Genomic DNA, 14361 nt, shown 5'->3' on the forward strand with positions numbered 1-14361 from the left:
AAGGAAACCTAAGTTTAATATTTTTAATTGTTGGAAATCGTTAAAAAGCTATTTTGTAAGTAAAAGAGGAATGTCGCAGAACACAGAAAAGATAGAAAAGGACATCAATTCATCCTCTGCAAATCGACTTTTAGTAATCTGTGTTGATAGAGATAATGACGTTGGTGAAAAAACTGGAATTGCTACACCAGTAATAGGTAGAGACTCTTGTATTGAAGCTGCTCAAAGATTGGCGCTTGAGGATCCAGAAGATGCTGATTCTAATGCGATTTTTTCTGCAATAAAGACATATGAAGATTTGATTAGCAAGGGTTATCAAGTCGAAGTCATTACAGTAGCCGGTACAAAGAACAGGGGATTTCATGCAGATGAAAAAATTGCAATAGAAGTTAGAAAGGCATTAGGAAAGTTTTCAGCTAACGGCGCAGTAATTGTTTCTGATGGTGAAGATGATGAAAGTGTCATACCAATTATCCAAAATGTTGTACCAGTAATATCAGTACAAAGAGTAGTAATGAAAGTTAGTAGAAGTGTAGAGTACTCTTACGCAGTGTTTGGTAAATATCTGAAAATGATTGCATATGATTCTAAATATTCAAAATTCTTTTTGGGAGTTCCAGGCGTTTTATTACTAATTGGAGGTATTGGAACCATCTTAGGATTAACTGCAGAGATATTTGCAGTGTTAGTTAGCATTCTGGGCGGAGCATTTATGATCAGAGCATTTGATGTGGATAGAGCTGTAGCTAATTGGGCAAAGCCTACTCCTGCGGGATTTATTAGAATCTTCACAATGGTTACTGGAATTATTATTATCATATCGTCTGTTCCATCAGGAATTAATGCAGTAGATCCTGCGTTGTTGAATTTAGAAGCAGATATTGTTAATCAGATATTCAACAAAGTCTTGATTGCAGAATTTGTATCAGGTGCGCTTCCAATTCTTTGGGTAGGAATTGCAACAATATTTGTAGGAATTTTACTTAGTAATTGGTTAAGTGGAGTACCGAGACAAATTAGCGACATACTACGATTGGTAGTCCTTGGTTCACTTTATCCAACAGTAGGACAATTCACTTTGGTAATTACAAATGATGAGAGTGCATTTAGTTTGATTCCACCATTACTTGGAGGAATGGCAATAACTTTGATTTCCGCTACAATTCTCTTCAAAAAATATCGAAAGCATAAAAATCAAGAAATGCTCTCAGGCTGATATTATCAAACCTGAATTAAAGAAAAACACTGATATCATTATCCTAGTAAAAACAGACTAGGTGACGCAAGATAAACGGAATAAAGGATGCAGCATTTCATGTTTCGGGGCTTTACCGAATATACTCTAAGAAACTAGAAAAAGAGATTCGAAATGGTGACATTCCAAACCATGTGGCCTTGATTCTAGACGGAAATAGAAGGTGGGCAAAAAGAAACCTGAATTTGCCTAAGAGCGGGCATTGGAAGGGGGCTGATGCAGTTGAGAATCTACTTGATTGGTGTGAGGAATTTGATATCAAAATTATCACTCTATATGCACTGTCTGCAGAGAATTTGCAAAGAGAGGATGAAGAACTAGAGTACCTATATGATCTGATAAAAAATAGACTAGAGAAGCTCTACCGGGATCCTAGGATTCACAAAAATAAGATGAGAGTTATAGGTATGGGAAGAATTGAGCTTCTTCCAGAGTCAATCAAAGAAGTCTTACAGAGATTAGATGATGCTACCAAAAATTATGATAATCATTTTTTGAACATAGCAATTGCATATGGAGGACAAGATGAGCTGATAGATGCAATCAAAAAGATTGGAACTAAAATCAAGGATGGAAAGATAAAGCTTGAAGACATTGATAAAAATGAGATAGAGTCAAATCTTTACACATCACATTTACCTCAATCATCACCAGACATGATACTGCGTACATCAGGTGAAAAAAGACTCAGTGGGTTTTTGTTATGGCAGAGTGCATATAGTGAACTAGTCTTTATGGATGTTTTTTGGCCAGAATTTAGAAAGATTGATCTTATGAGAGCAATTCGTATGTATCAGAAAAGAAAAAGAAGGATTGGAAAGTAAGAAAGGACATGGCATTAGAAGAGACATCTGCAGGAGCAGTCATTTTTAGAAAGACAGAGAACGGAAATTCGTATTTGCTCTTACATTATCCATCAGGGCATTGGGATTTTGTCAAAGGCAAGATGGAATCAGGTGAAACACCTCGTGAGACTGCAATTAGAGAAGCAAAAGAAGAGACAGGAATATCTGATTTGATTTTCATGGATGGATTTGAAGAAACCATAGAATATAATTTTCAACATGAAGGAACTCCCATTCACAAAAAAGTTTTGTTCTACCTTGCAGAATCAAAGACAGAAGATATCACAATTTCTCATGAACATCAAGACTTTGTTTGGCTGAATTTTAATGAAGCAATACAAAAAACAACATATCAAAATGCAAAGACCATACTAACAAAGGCTAATGAATTGATTTCAAGATTGCATTGATAGTTTTTTTGTAGTTTCCAGTGGATTCTTTGCATTTAGAATTGTTCTTCCCACTATGAGAAAATCAGAACCAGCGTTGATGACCTCACTAGCCTGACCGCCCTGAGTACCAACACCTGGAGAGTAAATGTCTAGCTTGTTTTTTGCTTGGCTTTTACAGTATTTTATTACATCAGGGTATGTAGCCCCAACAATTATCCCATCTGCTTTTTGATTTAGAGCCCACTCTAAGAAGATTTGGTAAACTTTCTTTTTTTCTTGCTTTACATCAAGCTCATAAGTATACTTTGCAGATGGTGCACTCATATGGCATAAAGTTATGACACCATGATTAGTTTTATGAGAATTGGAAATTAATTGCTTTAAACTGTCAATTCCCATTATTGGATTAGCAATCACAGCATCAAATCCCAAATCCCATAATCTTTGAGTAGTAACCAAATTTGTATTTCCGATATCGTTTAACTTGATATCAGCAATTACTTCTAGACCGTAACTGTGTGCGGTTTTGGTAATCTTGCTGATCTCTTTTTTGCCCAGAGGAAGAAGAAGATGAAAATTTAGTTTTATGGCACAAAGATATCTGTGAAGAGTTTTGATATTTTTTAGAGTCTTTGATTCTAATGCGTTTGTTTCTGTGTCATAATCGTTAGCAAGAATAATCCTGCCGCTTTCCTTTGATTTTGAACGAATTCTAGTTTTGAAGCTGGTCATAATCGACCAATGGATGCGTATCTTTTAATCTTATAATTTTGATGTAAGAGTATCCGTGTTCGTCTGGATTGTCAACAAGAGAAGGATCAGTTCCATTATTTGTTGAGAATTTCAAAAATGGCTTTAGTGGTTCTTCGTCTAGGGCAACATGACAGAAATATGATGCACCTTCTTCGTTAAAATTCATAAAAACACCTAGGAGGAATTTTCCGCCTTTTGGGAACGAAAATAACGGAAATGGGGCGTCCTCAAATCCATAGCTGAGTTTTGCTAGACTTGCTAGATCCTCTAATTCGATTGGATGGTATTTGTCATCAGTGCCATTTCCAGCCTTGAGATTAGATGGGAGTGAGCGAATTCTAACAATCGGAGAATAAAGACGAGTAGCATCAGTCGTGGAGTTAGACAAGACTGATTCTTCCTTGCCACCTCTAAAGCCATAGCTAAGATAATGATCAAAACTTTCAATCGGAGTATAGTAGATGATGGGTTTTTCCTTTAGCAAGTCCATTTGAACAGACAGGACATCTTTTCCATCGTGCTTGTGAAGAAATGAAACTCGTGGTGCACGCTCTAGTGCACAAACTAGTCGTGAAAATTCAAGAGGAGATGCAACTTGAATGTATCTTGGTAATCTGTCCACATTTTTTTTGCATATTATACCAAATTAAACTTAACCAAAAATTTTGAGGCTAGATTATTTTCTTCTATCAATTATATCATTAATGGCAGGTCCAGTTCCAATTAGAGTTACTGGTACTTTGAGTTTATCCTCTATGTTTTTTATAAAAGATTTAGCCTCGCTTGAAAGTTCATCGTAATTTGTTTTGCCTGCACACTCTGTAAAGCGTACATCTAGTTTTGTAATAGCAATTTGGGTTGCGCTGTTAAGCATGATTGCGCGTTTGGCAAGTTCAAAATCAAATTCCGCAGCACGCCTAGGCCTACCAGTAACAGTACCAAATTCAGCCCAGCCTTTTTCTGTAGTATCTGCAGAATTCAATTCATTAGATAACGGTCCCGTTCCAACTCTAGTCACATATGACTTGAAAACAACAATTACTTCATCTACATTTTTTGGACCTAATCCAATATCTGCGCAAATTCCTGATGCAGTAACATCCTTTGAGGTAACAAATGGATAAGTTCCATGCCATAAGGAAAGAAATGTTCCTTGGGTACCTTCAACTAATACATTTTCATTCTTTTCAATGGCGGAATTCACTACTTGAGGTACATCATCAATGTAAGATGAAAGTGAATCAATGTCTTTTGCTAGCTTTAGTGTTCTCATTGCTCTTGATGCATTTGCTGGCCCAGTGCCAGAACCGGTACTGCCGATTTTTTCTTTTAATTCACCTTTAGAATCTTGATTAAGATGAGACTGCTCGATAATTCCACAATGTTTGTCAAGAAATGCACGACCTGATGCATCAAAATCTGTAATCTCCTTTAGAAACACATCGGGATTAATTACAACGCCGGGTCCAATCATCACTTTGGCATTTTTATTTAGGAATCCACTTGGGAGCATTCTAACTTTGTAAACTTTGTCTCCATCTTTGATTGTATGTCCAGCATTTGGTCCAGCACCACCGCGAACAACAACTGTGGGATTATCCTTTACCGCAAGATAGGAAATGATTTTACCTTTTCCTTCATCACCAAAAAAACCACCTACAACAACTGTGGATGTCATATTCGTGAACTGTTTTTTGGTTTATTTAAGCTAAAGTGCCGTAACATGATTAATAACTAAACCCAGTCAATGGATCACATTGGCTGAACCAAATTATGCAGGAAATATTATTGTAAATCTAGCTAGTCTGCCAGATTTTTTACGAAAGCCGATCTTAAAAAAAAGATTAAACGAGTTTTTTTCATTATCAGATGAGGAGAGAATTGAGATAATCAATAATGCGTTAGAGGCAGGACCCACAATTCCATTTCCGAATTTTTCAAAATTATTTAAAACTTGGCTAGAATCCTTGGCCACAATGTCTGAAGAGCAAAGAGATGTCTTGTTTTCAGCTTATGTAAATGAGATTATCAAATCCCCACAGAAATTGATTGTGTTTAATCTTGATGGAATTTTAGAGATTTTTCTGTCACTGAGGCAGGATGAGAAGAATATTATCTCAAAAACTATTCAGAATATCTTTTCAAGGTTAGAACCCCAGCAGAAAAATAAAATGCTAATAATAATTCCAGATTCAGCAAAGGCAAGCCTAGGAATCTAGGGATTTGGTTTGTCGGGTTTTCTATTGTCTTCATTAGAAAAGTCCACTACATCTCCCTCGGGGGTAAGGACTCCTGCAAAGATTTTTTCATGTTTTTTTAGCAGTTTTCTGTGATCTGGCATTGACATATCCAGTCTCATCTCATTCATTACCATAATTCTATACTCCTTCCACTCTGTCCAGCATTTGTTGCAACAAGGGTATTTTTCGGCAACGGGATCGAGTTGTTCTGAATCAGGAATTTGGTTTTTACATTTAGTGCAGGTTTTTGTCATATCATGTACAATTCTTGAACTCTTTTTATCTTTTTTTGGCCTAAACCAATAATAAATAACCAAAGACAAGAGAAGCATGAAGATAAAGTGTCCCAAGTGCAAAAAGGATGCTGAGCTTGCCCCAGACTTTTCGTTTGTCAAATGCGAAGAGTGTGGTCTTGATATGAGTTATGGTGAATATGTCAAATATGTGGCTCACAATGATGCCACATATACAGACATTTTAGGTGATTACACAGGAAGTACAGAAGGTGAATCTTCAGGAACTTTGGATGAATGGGATTAACAAACAAGTGAAATGATTCATCAGATTAAAATAATTAATTTCAAAAGGAGTTACTAACCATTGGAATTCCTATTAGAAAACATTCTAAATTTGATTGGATTTATTGTTGGATTAGCAATTGGCATAATGTCTTATATTGGTTTTAGAAATACTGGCAGCCCCACACTATTTAGACTAACATTAGCGTTTTTTTCTATCAGTATTGGTTTCTTTGTAATTTGGATTGGTTACATGGTAGAAGATTTTGTAATAAAATCAGGACAGATAGAACGATGGGTGCAAACATTAGGAATTGGAATTCAAACAGTTGGTTATTTTTTTATTGCATTCTCACACAGCATAAAATCATTTTTGCCAAAGTCTCGATACCTTAGGTCTGTTGGAGTTTTTCCACTGTTTACATTATCCATAATTCACATAGAACACATTTTCCGTGCCATATCATTTATTCTTCTAGTGTATGGTTCTATTGAGACAATGCTTTCATATTTTGAAAGCAAAAAGAAAGGTGCAGTTTTTGTTGCGACAGGTCTTGCGTTATTAGCATTAGGTGAATTTCTTGGGTGGTACTCGTTTGTATTCCCAGAATCTATCTTGTATTATTTGTCAATTGCAATAAAGATTGCAGGTTTGATTTCATTGTTCATTCCGGTAAGTAAAGTTCCCATGATGAAAATCAAATTTGATAAGGAAATAGAAGAAGACTAGATTTTGTTAATTTAGCCTCAAATTTTTGAATTGTCAAATTCTTTTATCTTTTTAGTATATTGCTAAATATCCTATTACTCTCATAGGAAAATTTCCAAGTCATGTTGGAAAGAATTGGCCGAATATAGGACCCATATGAAGATAATAGGCGACATACTGTCCACAACCCGAGATGATCTTCAGGATGATGATGGGGCATCTGTAACATACCTAATTAGAAAAGCCAACATTTCACATGTTAGAATTTCACGAATTTTAAGCACTTTGGTTTCACAGGGATTATTAGAACAAGTAAACTCCCAAGGTGCCTGCAAATATAGAATCAGCTCATCTGGAAGAGAGTTCCTCCAAGCGTATCAGACATTTAGTAGATTTGCTGAAGATTTTGGTTTAACTATTTAGTTTTCAAAATCATCAAATTCATCTAGGTCATCATCAAATTCATCTTCAAAGTCATTGTCTTCAAATGGCGCACTCATGGCAACAAACCAAAAAAGCAATCACCTAATAAGGATTTTAGAATTACAGTTTCATAATACAGATCAAGAGTTGGCAATCTTGTGGTTAATTAAAAACTAGACAGCAATAATTCCATTCTCAATTAAAAATTTTATACTGTTAAGAAAGTCTTTTTCTCCAATTAATCCGTCACCCCACCATTTTGCAGTATTTTTTATCCAATGAGGAATTTCTTTAGTCGAAGAATTTTGTGAAGGGATGGCATCAACGAGAATTATTTTTTCAGAAATCATGTATTCAATGCCGGTAAAAAAATCAGAGTCACTAATCAAGCCTGACGACCACCATTTTGCATTGTTTTTGATCCAGTTAGGAACTTTCACAAAGATCTCTTCTGGATATCCCAATACATCGTAAATGCTTTGATCTGGAAATTGTTGATCAAACCACTCTCGGAATTTTGGCTCATTGGAATACCTGTCCAGATAATATTTTGGAGATTTTGTTTGGTCAGGAAAATTATCAACGTGTGTGGATTTGTACCCAATTACATCCTCTACAGATAAGCTAGGAAATGTTTTATCAAACCAATCATTGAATTGTGGTTCTGTGTAATATCGATCAAAGTAATACTGGGGAGATTTTTCTATATTTGGGAAATCAGAAATCAAAAGTTTTGGATTTTTTATTGGGTTAGGAGTTGTCTGTTTTTTTTCATCAGATTTTACTGAAGGGACAGACATTATTTGACTCTCTTTGTTACTGTAAAATTGAATTTTCTTTTCTAGTGATTTTTCTCCATAAAATATCGTAACGGTGTACAGACCATCCATCTGCCATTTTGGACCCTGTGCAAGGTAAGTTCTAGAGAATGTACCATCAGATTTAGGAACAAATTGGTCTATTGCTACAATGTCAGTATTCTTTGGATTCATTATTCGTAGACCAATAAATTCACCATCAACTATTGGAGAAACAGATCCATATACAGATACAGAATCCCCATAGTAGTACTGTTTTTCATTGGTGTTTATACTAGATGCAAAAACTGATGGAATTGTTATGCCGAGTGATAAAATTATCAAAATTGGGAGCAATAATCTTACCAAATTGTTTCAACCTACTAAATTCGTTTTATTGGTAATCCCAAACTTGTTGGCTGCTCAGCTATTGGCGTAATGGAAATTGTAGAGGGTTTTTTAGCAAAAAGCACTACCCAGTAAGTGTCACAAGTATCCTTAATTGAGATTTTACTTGCAGTGCCTACAAACTTTTCTTTATCACTAGTCATAATAAAATTTGGTTTTGAAGACTCGCCCTTATTACATGATGAGAACTTTACGTTAAATTTTTCTTCGCCTATCTTTAGTGTAGATATAATTTTTGTAGAAATTTTTATTTGTGCAGCTGTAGGTTGGGTAGTTTTCTTTAGTTTATCAAATTGATTATCAATCTTTGATTTTCCTGTAAAATACCAATTTTTATCTTTGTAAAGTTTGATGCAGTCATTTAGAAAATTTTTGTGAGAGTATTTTTTCTTAAATTCAACTTCTCCTAATTCTTTATACTTAAAGTAAAGATTCTCACATTGTTTTTTTGTGCTTGAAGAGATCTCTTTTTCCGCAAACGCATCACCGATAAATACTCCTGTAATCATCAAAGAAAATACCGCAGTCATGCAGGTAATTGCTGAAAAGTGCCCCTTCATAAAACGCAAAAATGAAATTGATATAATAGATTAATTTTGATTTTGTGGCCTGCCTTTTTTATTTTGAATATTATATGTAAAAAGTCCTGCATGTTTGAAGGTTTTTTCATTATGGGTCTCCATTACAAAACATACAGATTCATGAAATTGCTCTAATGTTTTGTTTCCACATATTCTACAGATATACTGAATCACACTTCTACATTTTCCACAAAACGCATATTCTAATAGCATTCCGCCGCATGTTCTACATGATTCATCGGGCATATTGAAAGCAATTTGTTCTGATATATTGGTAAGTACATTCACATGTGGTATGCCTAAAAAGAATTGACTATCCCTGAGACAGATATCTGTATAGTTTTGATTTTAGTTCGAGAATTTGGACTCGGTAATCTCTAATATTCTCAGAAATTTCAATGAATTTCTCATTAAAGTTTGCAGGTCTTGCTGGGTCATGTACAAGTGATTTTAATGAGCTCTTTTCATCCTGAATCTTCTTCTCCAAGTCAGTGATCTGTTTCTCTAGATCTGACACTGTAGTTGATTTTTCTGCAGTCTCGCCAGAAGTGACATTAATAGAGTCAGCTGTTGTTGCCATTATCTTAGTTCCACTTAGTTGGCATGAATTTGGTGCAATTTTATCTGCAAGCTGGACTGCCTTTGATTCAACATCAGATGCAACTATAACTATGGGAACTCTCAGGCCAGAGCTTCCTGAGCATATCTCAAATGCCACATCAAAAACATCCTTTTGTTGAATTCCAGGAGTTGCTGCTAGTTTGTTAACTACAATTCCTTCCAATGGAGTTCCAGCAATGGATTTTTTGATATCCAAAGTTTTTGGTTCAAATTTTGGAATTACATTTAACGAGAATAGGTATCTGTTTAATTCATTTCTAGCTTGGTTCAAGTCAGCTCGTAGCTGAACAATTTGTGCAATATTTTCAGTTTCTGATTGTAATACTTCTGCGCTTTGACCTGAATCTCTTAATCTACTGCTAAGGCCACTGCGTACTTTTTCTAATTCTGCCTTCAAAGTGTTTACTCTATCTTCAAGCGCTGTTAATTTTTTTGCCAAACCACCTTTGTTAAGCAATTCTAATGTGATGGTATCAGGATTTGCAGCTCTAATCTGAACAACTGATGTTTGACAGGATTCAGATGGGACTAGACCAACAAGTTTTACACTTTTTGATTCAGAATCAGATTCTACTGCAATTTCTGGAGCCAAGATTGCAGTCTTTTGAGTACAAATATCAAATGCCACATTGTATGCTGCTATATTCACTTTGTTTGAGAGTTTCCCAGAGCTTCCAGGAACTACTACAGTTACTAGTTTTGTGATAGTACCAATTGGTTTAGCTTCATGATAATTCTTTGCCTCATCAATCATTGCCTGTGTAGCAGTGATTGTTACAATGCCTTTTGCTGCAAGTTTTTCTGCAGTGTTTGGCTTTAGACAAATTGGAGTGTTGTTACTTTTTTTAATTGCGTTTACATAGCCTTCCTTACAGATGACTTTGTCTGCTGAAATTCCGTATTCCAGTTGATCCCTTGGGGCAGTTACATCTGCAAAGACAGTTCCTTGACTAGTAATAGCAGTAGTAAGTAAAATGCTAACAAGAATTCCAACGATTATCTTTTTCAATATGTCAAACCACCATTGATAGTATTTAAAATGTTCTTAGAAATCATTTGATTTGTAAATGTGTCTTTAAATGACGAACATACAATATTTCATGAGCCAACATATGTGCTCTTGTTTGGTCACCTGATTTAATACAGTAAACAATACTCCAAAACAATCTAGACTCTATCAAGCGTAATTTTTGTGCTAATTCTTCAACCTGTAAAGGAGATACTAGATTTTTTATGATGCATTTTTGTTGCATATATGAAATACATCTAGTTTTTATTTGTGGATAGTTCCTACATTGTGGTATGCCTTCACCCACAGAACAAGGAGCGATTTATGGAAATCTTCATTCCTACAAAATGTACACACGTCCAACTGCTCAACGACTGTTTGGAAGCTATTCTTTTAGAAAAAAATCAGGTCCCAAACATCATGAGAACATACAAAGGATGTTGGAAATTCTTGCATTAAATGGAACTTTAACCACATGGGGGATGGCTAAAACGCATCTTGATGATTCAAAAAGTATCAGAAGTCAAGAAAAAGAATACCGACGTTTATTGATGGGCAGAATGGCTCGTGGAAAACACACATCAGGATTACTTGATGTTGGATTGGTGGTAAAAGATGGAAAGAGCATGTTAAAAATTCCAGCTGATCAATACCGATTATCATTACACGGTATTTTGTATTCTTTAGACGTGTTAGATCTAAGTAACAAACAATCAGATACATTAGCTTCAAAATATTCACATGTTCTTCCAATGGTTTTTGGAAAATGGGATTTTCTCAAAGAAATAATTGAAGATGAAGTATATAGATTAAAAATTCTTGCAGGAGGTTTGTTTATGGATAATATTCAGATTGCAAATATTACCAACTTTCCAGTGTATGAATTGATGACATATCTTAATGTGAAATACCAAAATAATTTTGAGCAGATTAACGAAGAAGATTTGGCAGATCAAATTTCATTTTGGTTTTTCACTACCTTGTTAGTTCCTTCACGTTTAGGAAATGCAAAAAAACAAACTTCGTTAGCACTGAGCCAATGGAAGAGGATTTTCAAAGAAGATCCTGAATTGAAGAAATGGTATTATGGGTTTGTTGATGAAGCTATTGAGTTTTATTCAAAGAGATTCAAAACTATTAAAAAGCTAGATTCGCTCTAAGCATGTTTGTTTACAAGCTCTTCAAGAGTATCAAAGGAATATGGTTTTGATAATGTTGTGATTAAAGACATGCTCTTTGCCTTTAGATGTTTCTTCTCATCTACCGAATAAGCAGTTATCAAGATTACTCTTGCATCTGAATCAAATTTCTTTATTTTAAAAAATGCATCAAAACCATCCATCTGAGGCATTTTGACATCCATTATTACCAGATTTGGCTTTATTTCCTTGTATTTTTCAATTGCATCAGATCCATTTTCAGCAGTAAGTACATCAAATCCCATATTTTTTATCATAAATGCAGTATTCTCTAGTAGATCTGCATCATCATCTACCAGTAAAATGGTCTTTTTTGAGGACATATATCAAAAATGAATTAACCGATATGATAAACTTTCGATTGTATCATTCATTTTTTGAAATGGGAATCTTGACTGTAAAAGTAGTAGGATTATTCTTGACAAGTATAGATCCTCCATGTTGTTCAACAATGTTTTTACAGCTGGATAGGCCTAATCCGGTTCCTTTTTCCTTAGTAGTTACAAGTGGTTCAAAGATTCTATCTATGATCTTTTCTGGAATACCAGGTCCAGTATCTTGGAATTCAATAATCTTAAAGGATTCATCAGAATTTATCATAATACTAATCGTACCAGTATCTTTACCAATTGCTTGTATCGCATTTAAAATCAAATTCGTGAAAACGATCTCCATTTTTTTTGCATCACATGTTATTTGATCGTCTTTAGTTGGAAGCACTAATGAGACACTAGATGGAATCTCAAGTGTTTCCATAGCTGATTCAATTAGAGATTTTATTGACACAGAAGTCATGTTGATGGGAGTAGTTCTTACATAATTCAAGACTCCTTCAATTTGATGAGACATTCTAGCAATGGCACGATCCATTCTTCCTATTACCTTGTCTAATTCAGGATCATTGTCAGTTCGTGAACGTTTTAGAATCTCTGCTGAGCTACGAACGGTAGTTAATGGATTTTTAAGATCATGTGCAACGTTTGCTGCTAGCTCCCCAATTGCAGTGAATCGTTCGTTTTTCACTTGTGCATTAGCTTCTGCAAGTTTCTTTTCTGTTTCAATTAGTTTTTGAAGTGATTCAGTCATTTGGTTAAATGAATCTCCAATAATCTGAAGTTCTGTGACATTACTATGTTTAGCTCTAACATCAAAATCACCTTTTGAGATAGATTTTGCCATATTGGTAAGATTCTTCAGAGGTTTTGTTACTAATTGAGAGATTCCAAATCCAATTAATATTGAAGCAATCATTCCAATTACTGAAATTAATAAAATAGAGTTTCTCAAATCTACAAATTCATCGACAAATGATGATCGTTGTTGATCAACAACGACAATCCAATTAAAACCTTCAAATGATTTGTAGCCTGTTGATTTTGCAAAAGAGATTAGTCTCAAATCCTCATTGGTCGTTCCCAGTTCAAAATTACCAATGTCTTTATCATTTGGAATTAAATCATAATATGAAACAGGTTGTGCATTTTCAAATTTTTGAATTCCATCTGAATAAATTATTCTCCCAGCATCATCTAATAATACAACATTACGATTAGGTAATTTCAAAAGTTCTACCTCATTAACGAATGAATCAAGTAAATCATCTATTGTTACAACGACTCTCATAACTCCAAGAAAGTTATGTTCTGTGTCCTCTACACGAAATGCAAAAGTCATAACATAGTTTCCATAATCTTCACGGAACTTCAGATTATCATGGTACACTCCCTTATCTCGTGCAATATACCACCATTCTTCATCATTTTTTCTATCATCGGTAATCGCAGAGTTTAGTGCGACGTTGGCACCGTATGAATTAGTTATCGATATTTCTTGCAATACGTTAAAGTCGTATTCATCTTTGTAAAGTTCCTTAGTTCGGTTTAATTCCTTTGTAAGTTCCCTATCTATAACTTCAGACATGAATGGAGTTAAAGTGCTATTGGATATTGTAGCATCAATTAATTGTGGATTTGCAGCTTTAACTTCTTCAAGATGTTTGAATTTATCATTTGATGCAATTAAGGCCACCTGAATTTCGTTAATACGAGTCAGTTCTTGTAATGCAGAAATTCTTTTTTCAATCTGTTGATCTAAATCCTGCATAATATTGAAGGCAAATACATCATTTCTAGAAGAAACCAATTTTTTCATCTCTTCAATGCTGATATCAAATGTGATTACTCCATATACAGCAAATACTAGAAACATAACAAACATTCCACCAATTACTACAAATGATATTTTCAACCTATTCAGCCAAAGTGAATTGAATTTGAATTTAAAGATCACTTTAAGGCAAAAAGGCAGGCCACAAAACATCGATTATGGTCAAATATCAAATCATGTAGTAGTGACCATGCAGCAAACGGATGTTTTTTCTACGGTAATTCCTGATGTGCGTGACTCCTGTATTCTGTCAGCAGATTTCCCCCCAATGAAAAATCATTCATCAAATTACCAAAAAAGCATCCTTGCTCGAAATATTCTGTTTGCATGTGAAGATTGTAACGGTGCATTAATTCCTTCAACTCTATGTGTAGTGTGCAAAAAGACCAATTCGAGAATATGTGTCAAATGTTCTTCCAAAATAAGATTGGATGGGCATAAATCT

General features: G+C 34.7%; 19 protein-coding genes. 8 read left to right on the forward strand and 11 right to left on the reverse strand.

What is annotated here, in order from left to right; genetic code table 11:
• Positions 1–70 precede the first annotated feature (70 nt).
• From DWQ18_07635 to DWQ18_07645, 3 genes are all read left to right on the forward strand, one after another.
• Complete coding sequence (locus tag DWQ18_07635) at positions 71–1216, forward strand: DUF373 family protein (protein ID RDJ33038.1); 1146 nt, start codon at positions 71–73, stop codon at positions 1214–1216.
• A gap of 119 nt (positions 1217–1335) precedes the next feature.
• Positions 1336–2079 (forward strand): di-trans,poly-cis-decaprenylcistransferase, encoded by a 744-nt coding sequence (gene uppS, locus DWQ18_07640; protein ID RDJ33039.1) that lies wholly within the window; start codon positions 1336–1338, stop codon positions 2077–2079.
• Between the two features lie 8 nt (positions 2080–2087).
• The gene (locus tag DWQ18_07645; protein RDJ33040.1) at positions 2088–2510 is read left to right on the forward strand and encodes an NUDIX domain-containing protein; all 423 of its coding nucleotides are present in this window, start codon (positions 2088–2090) and stop codon (positions 2508–2510) included.
• Here DWQ18_07645 and pyrF read toward each other — a convergent pair.
• From pyrF to DWQ18_07660, 3 genes are read right to left on the reverse strand one after another with little or no spacing between them, the layout of a single operon-like run.
• Entirely contained in the window at positions 2496–3224 is a 729-nt protein-coding gene (gene pyrF, locus DWQ18_07650) for an orotidine-5'-phosphate decarboxylase (protein RDJ33041.1), read from the reverse strand. The genes DWQ18_07645 and pyrF overlap by 15 nt on opposite strands.
• Positions 3205–3882: a hypothetical protein gene (locus DWQ18_07655; protein ID RDJ33042.1), complete on the reverse strand. Its 678-nt coding sequence runs from the start codon at positions 3880–3882 to the stop codon at positions 3205–3207. Before DWQ18_07655 ends, pyrF begins: the two co-directional genes overlap by 20 nt.
• 39 nt (positions 3883–3921) lie before the next feature.
• Positions 3922–4923: an adenylosuccinate synthetase gene (locus tag DWQ18_07660; protein RDJ33043.1), complete on the reverse strand. Its 1002-nt coding sequence runs from the start codon at positions 4921–4923 to the stop codon at positions 3922–3924.
• A 79-nt stretch (positions 4924–5002) separates the two neighbouring features.
• Between DWQ18_07660 and DWQ18_07665 the strand changes: the two genes are divergently transcribed.
• Entirely contained in the window at positions 5003–5464 is a 462-nt protein-coding gene (locus tag DWQ18_07665) for a hypothetical protein (GenBank protein RDJ33044.1), read from the forward strand.
• On the opposite strand, the gene DWQ18_07670 is transcribed toward DWQ18_07665, so the two are convergent.
• Complete coding sequence (locus DWQ18_07670; GenBank protein RDJ33438.1) at positions 5461–5739, reverse strand: iron transporter; 279 nt, start codon at positions 5737–5739, stop codon at positions 5461–5463. The genes DWQ18_07665 and DWQ18_07670 overlap by 4 nt on opposite strands.
• 76 nt (positions 5740–5815) lie before the next feature.
• Here DWQ18_07670 and DWQ18_07675 point away from each other — a divergent pair, with 76 nt between their 5' ends.
• From DWQ18_07675 to DWQ18_07685, 3 genes are all read left to right on the forward strand, one after another.
• The gene (locus DWQ18_07675; protein ID RDJ33045.1) at positions 5816–6025 is read left to right on the forward strand and encodes a hypothetical protein; all 210 of its coding nucleotides are present in this window, start codon (positions 5816–5818) and stop codon (positions 6023–6025) included.
• 102 nt (positions 6026–6127) lie between these two features.
• On the forward strand, positions 6128–6733 hold the full coding sequence (locus tag DWQ18_07680; protein RDJ33439.1) for a hypothetical protein: 606 nt from the start codon (positions 6128–6130) through the stop codon (positions 6731–6733).
• A 114-nt stretch (positions 6734–6847) separates the two neighbouring features.
• Positions 6848–7135 (forward strand): transcriptional regulator, encoded by a 288-nt coding sequence (locus tag DWQ18_07685; GenBank protein ID RDJ33046.1) that lies wholly within the window; start codon positions 6848–6850, stop codon positions 7133–7135.
• Positions 7136–7308: 173 nt separating this feature from the next.
• On the opposite strand, the gene DWQ18_07690 is transcribed toward DWQ18_07685, so the two are convergent.
• The 5 genes from DWQ18_07690 to DWQ18_07710 all read right to left on the reverse strand — a co-directional run bounded on the left by DWQ18_07690 (position 7309) and on the right by DWQ18_07710 (position 10795).
• A complete protein-coding gene (locus DWQ18_07690) occupies positions 7309–8289 on the reverse strand; it encodes a hypothetical protein (protein RDJ33047.1) in 981 nt (326 codons plus the stop codon).
• 26 nt (positions 8290–8315) lie between these two features.
• The gene (locus tag DWQ18_07695; protein ID RDJ33048.1) at positions 8316–8900 is read right to left on the reverse strand and encodes a hypothetical protein; all 585 of its coding nucleotides are present in this window, start codon (positions 8898–8900) and stop codon (positions 8316–8318) included.
• Between the two features lie 30 nt (positions 8901–8930).
• The gene (locus DWQ18_07700; protein ID RDJ33049.1) at positions 8931–9167 is read right to left on the reverse strand and encodes a hypothetical protein; all 237 of its coding nucleotides are present in this window, start codon (positions 9165–9167) and stop codon (positions 8931–8933) included.
• A gap of 67 nt (positions 9168–9234) precedes the next feature.
• The gene (locus DWQ18_07705; protein RDJ33050.1) at positions 9235–10551 is read right to left on the reverse strand and encodes a hypothetical protein; all 1317 of its coding nucleotides are present in this window, start codon (positions 10549–10551) and stop codon (positions 9235–9237) included.
• Between the two features lie 43 nt (positions 10552–10594).
• Entirely contained in the window at positions 10595–10795 is a 201-nt protein-coding gene (locus DWQ18_07710; protein RDJ33051.1) for a hypothetical protein, read from the reverse strand.
• A 49-nt stretch (positions 10796–10844) separates the two neighbouring features.
• Between DWQ18_07710 and DWQ18_07715 the strand changes: the two genes are divergently transcribed.
• Positions 10845–11711, forward strand: coding sequence for a hypothetical protein (locus DWQ18_07715; protein RDJ33052.1), 867 nt, complete (start codon positions 10845–10847; stop codon positions 11709–11711).
• Here DWQ18_07715 and DWQ18_07720 read toward each other — a convergent pair.
• Positions 11708–12073: a response regulator gene (locus DWQ18_07720; protein RDJ33053.1), complete on the reverse strand. Its 366-nt coding sequence runs from the start codon at positions 12071–12073 to the stop codon at positions 11708–11710. The genes DWQ18_07715 and DWQ18_07720 overlap by 4 nt on opposite strands.
• A gap of 43 nt (positions 12074–12116) precedes the next feature.
• A complete protein-coding gene (locus DWQ18_07725) occupies positions 12117–14069 on the reverse strand; it encodes a HAMP domain-containing protein (GenBank protein ID RDJ33054.1) in 1953 nt (650 codons plus the stop codon).
• Positions 14070–14361: the final 292 nt, after the last annotated feature.

It is taken from the genome of Thermoproteota archaeon (assembly GCA_003352285.1).
In the GTDB taxonomy this organism is placed as follows: domain Archaea; phylum Thermoproteota; class Nitrososphaeria; order Nitrososphaerales; family Nitrosopumilaceae; genus PXYB01.

Bases quoted from the DNA above. Each gene is read 5' to 3' on its own strand.
- DWQ18_07700 (RDJ33049.1), bottom strand. From the start codon at position 9,167: ATGCCCGATGAATCATGTAGAACATGCGGCGGAATGCTATTAGAATAT.
- DWQ18_07725 (RDJ33054.1), bottom strand. From the start codon at position 14,069: ATGTTTTGTGGCCTGCCTTTTTGCCTTAAAGTGATCTTTAAATTCAAA.
- DWQ18_07710 (RDJ33051.1), bottom strand. From the start codon at position 10,795: ATGCAACAAAAATGCATCATAAAAAATCTAGTATCTCCTTTACAGGTT.
- DWQ18_07645 (RDJ33040.1), top strand. From the start codon at position 2,088: ATGGCATTAGAAGAGACATCTGCAGGAGCAGTCATTTTTAGAAAGACA.
- DWQ18_07635 (RDJ33038.1), top strand. From the start codon at position 71: ATGTCGCAGAACACAGAAAAGATAGAAAAGGACATCAATTCATCCTCT.
- DWQ18_07675 (RDJ33045.1), top strand. From the start codon at position 5,816: ATGAAGATAAAGTGTCCCAAGTGCAAAAAGGATGCTGAGCTTGCCCCA.
- DWQ18_07695 (RDJ33048.1), bottom strand. From the start codon at position 8,900: ATGAAGGGGCACTTTTCAGCAATTACCTGCATGACTGCGGTATTTTCT.
- DWQ18_07670 (RDJ33438.1), bottom strand. From the start codon at position 5,739: ATGACAAAAACCTGCACTAAATGTAAAAACCAAATTCCTGATTCAGAA.
- DWQ18_07715 (RDJ33052.1), top strand. From the start codon at position 10,845: ATGCCTTCACCCACAGAACAAGGAGCGATTTATGGAAATCTTCATTCC.
- pyrF (RDJ33041.1), bottom strand. From the start codon at position 3,224: ATGACCAGCTTCAAAACTAGAATTCGTTCAAAATCAAAGGAAAGCGGC.
- DWQ18_07660 (RDJ33043.1), bottom strand. From the start codon at position 4,923: ATGACATCCACAGTTGTTGTAGGTGGTTTTTTTGGTGATGAAGGAAAA.
- DWQ18_07720 (RDJ33053.1), bottom strand. From the start codon at position 12,073: ATGTCCTCAAAAAAGACCATTTTACTGGTAGATGATGATGCAGATCTA.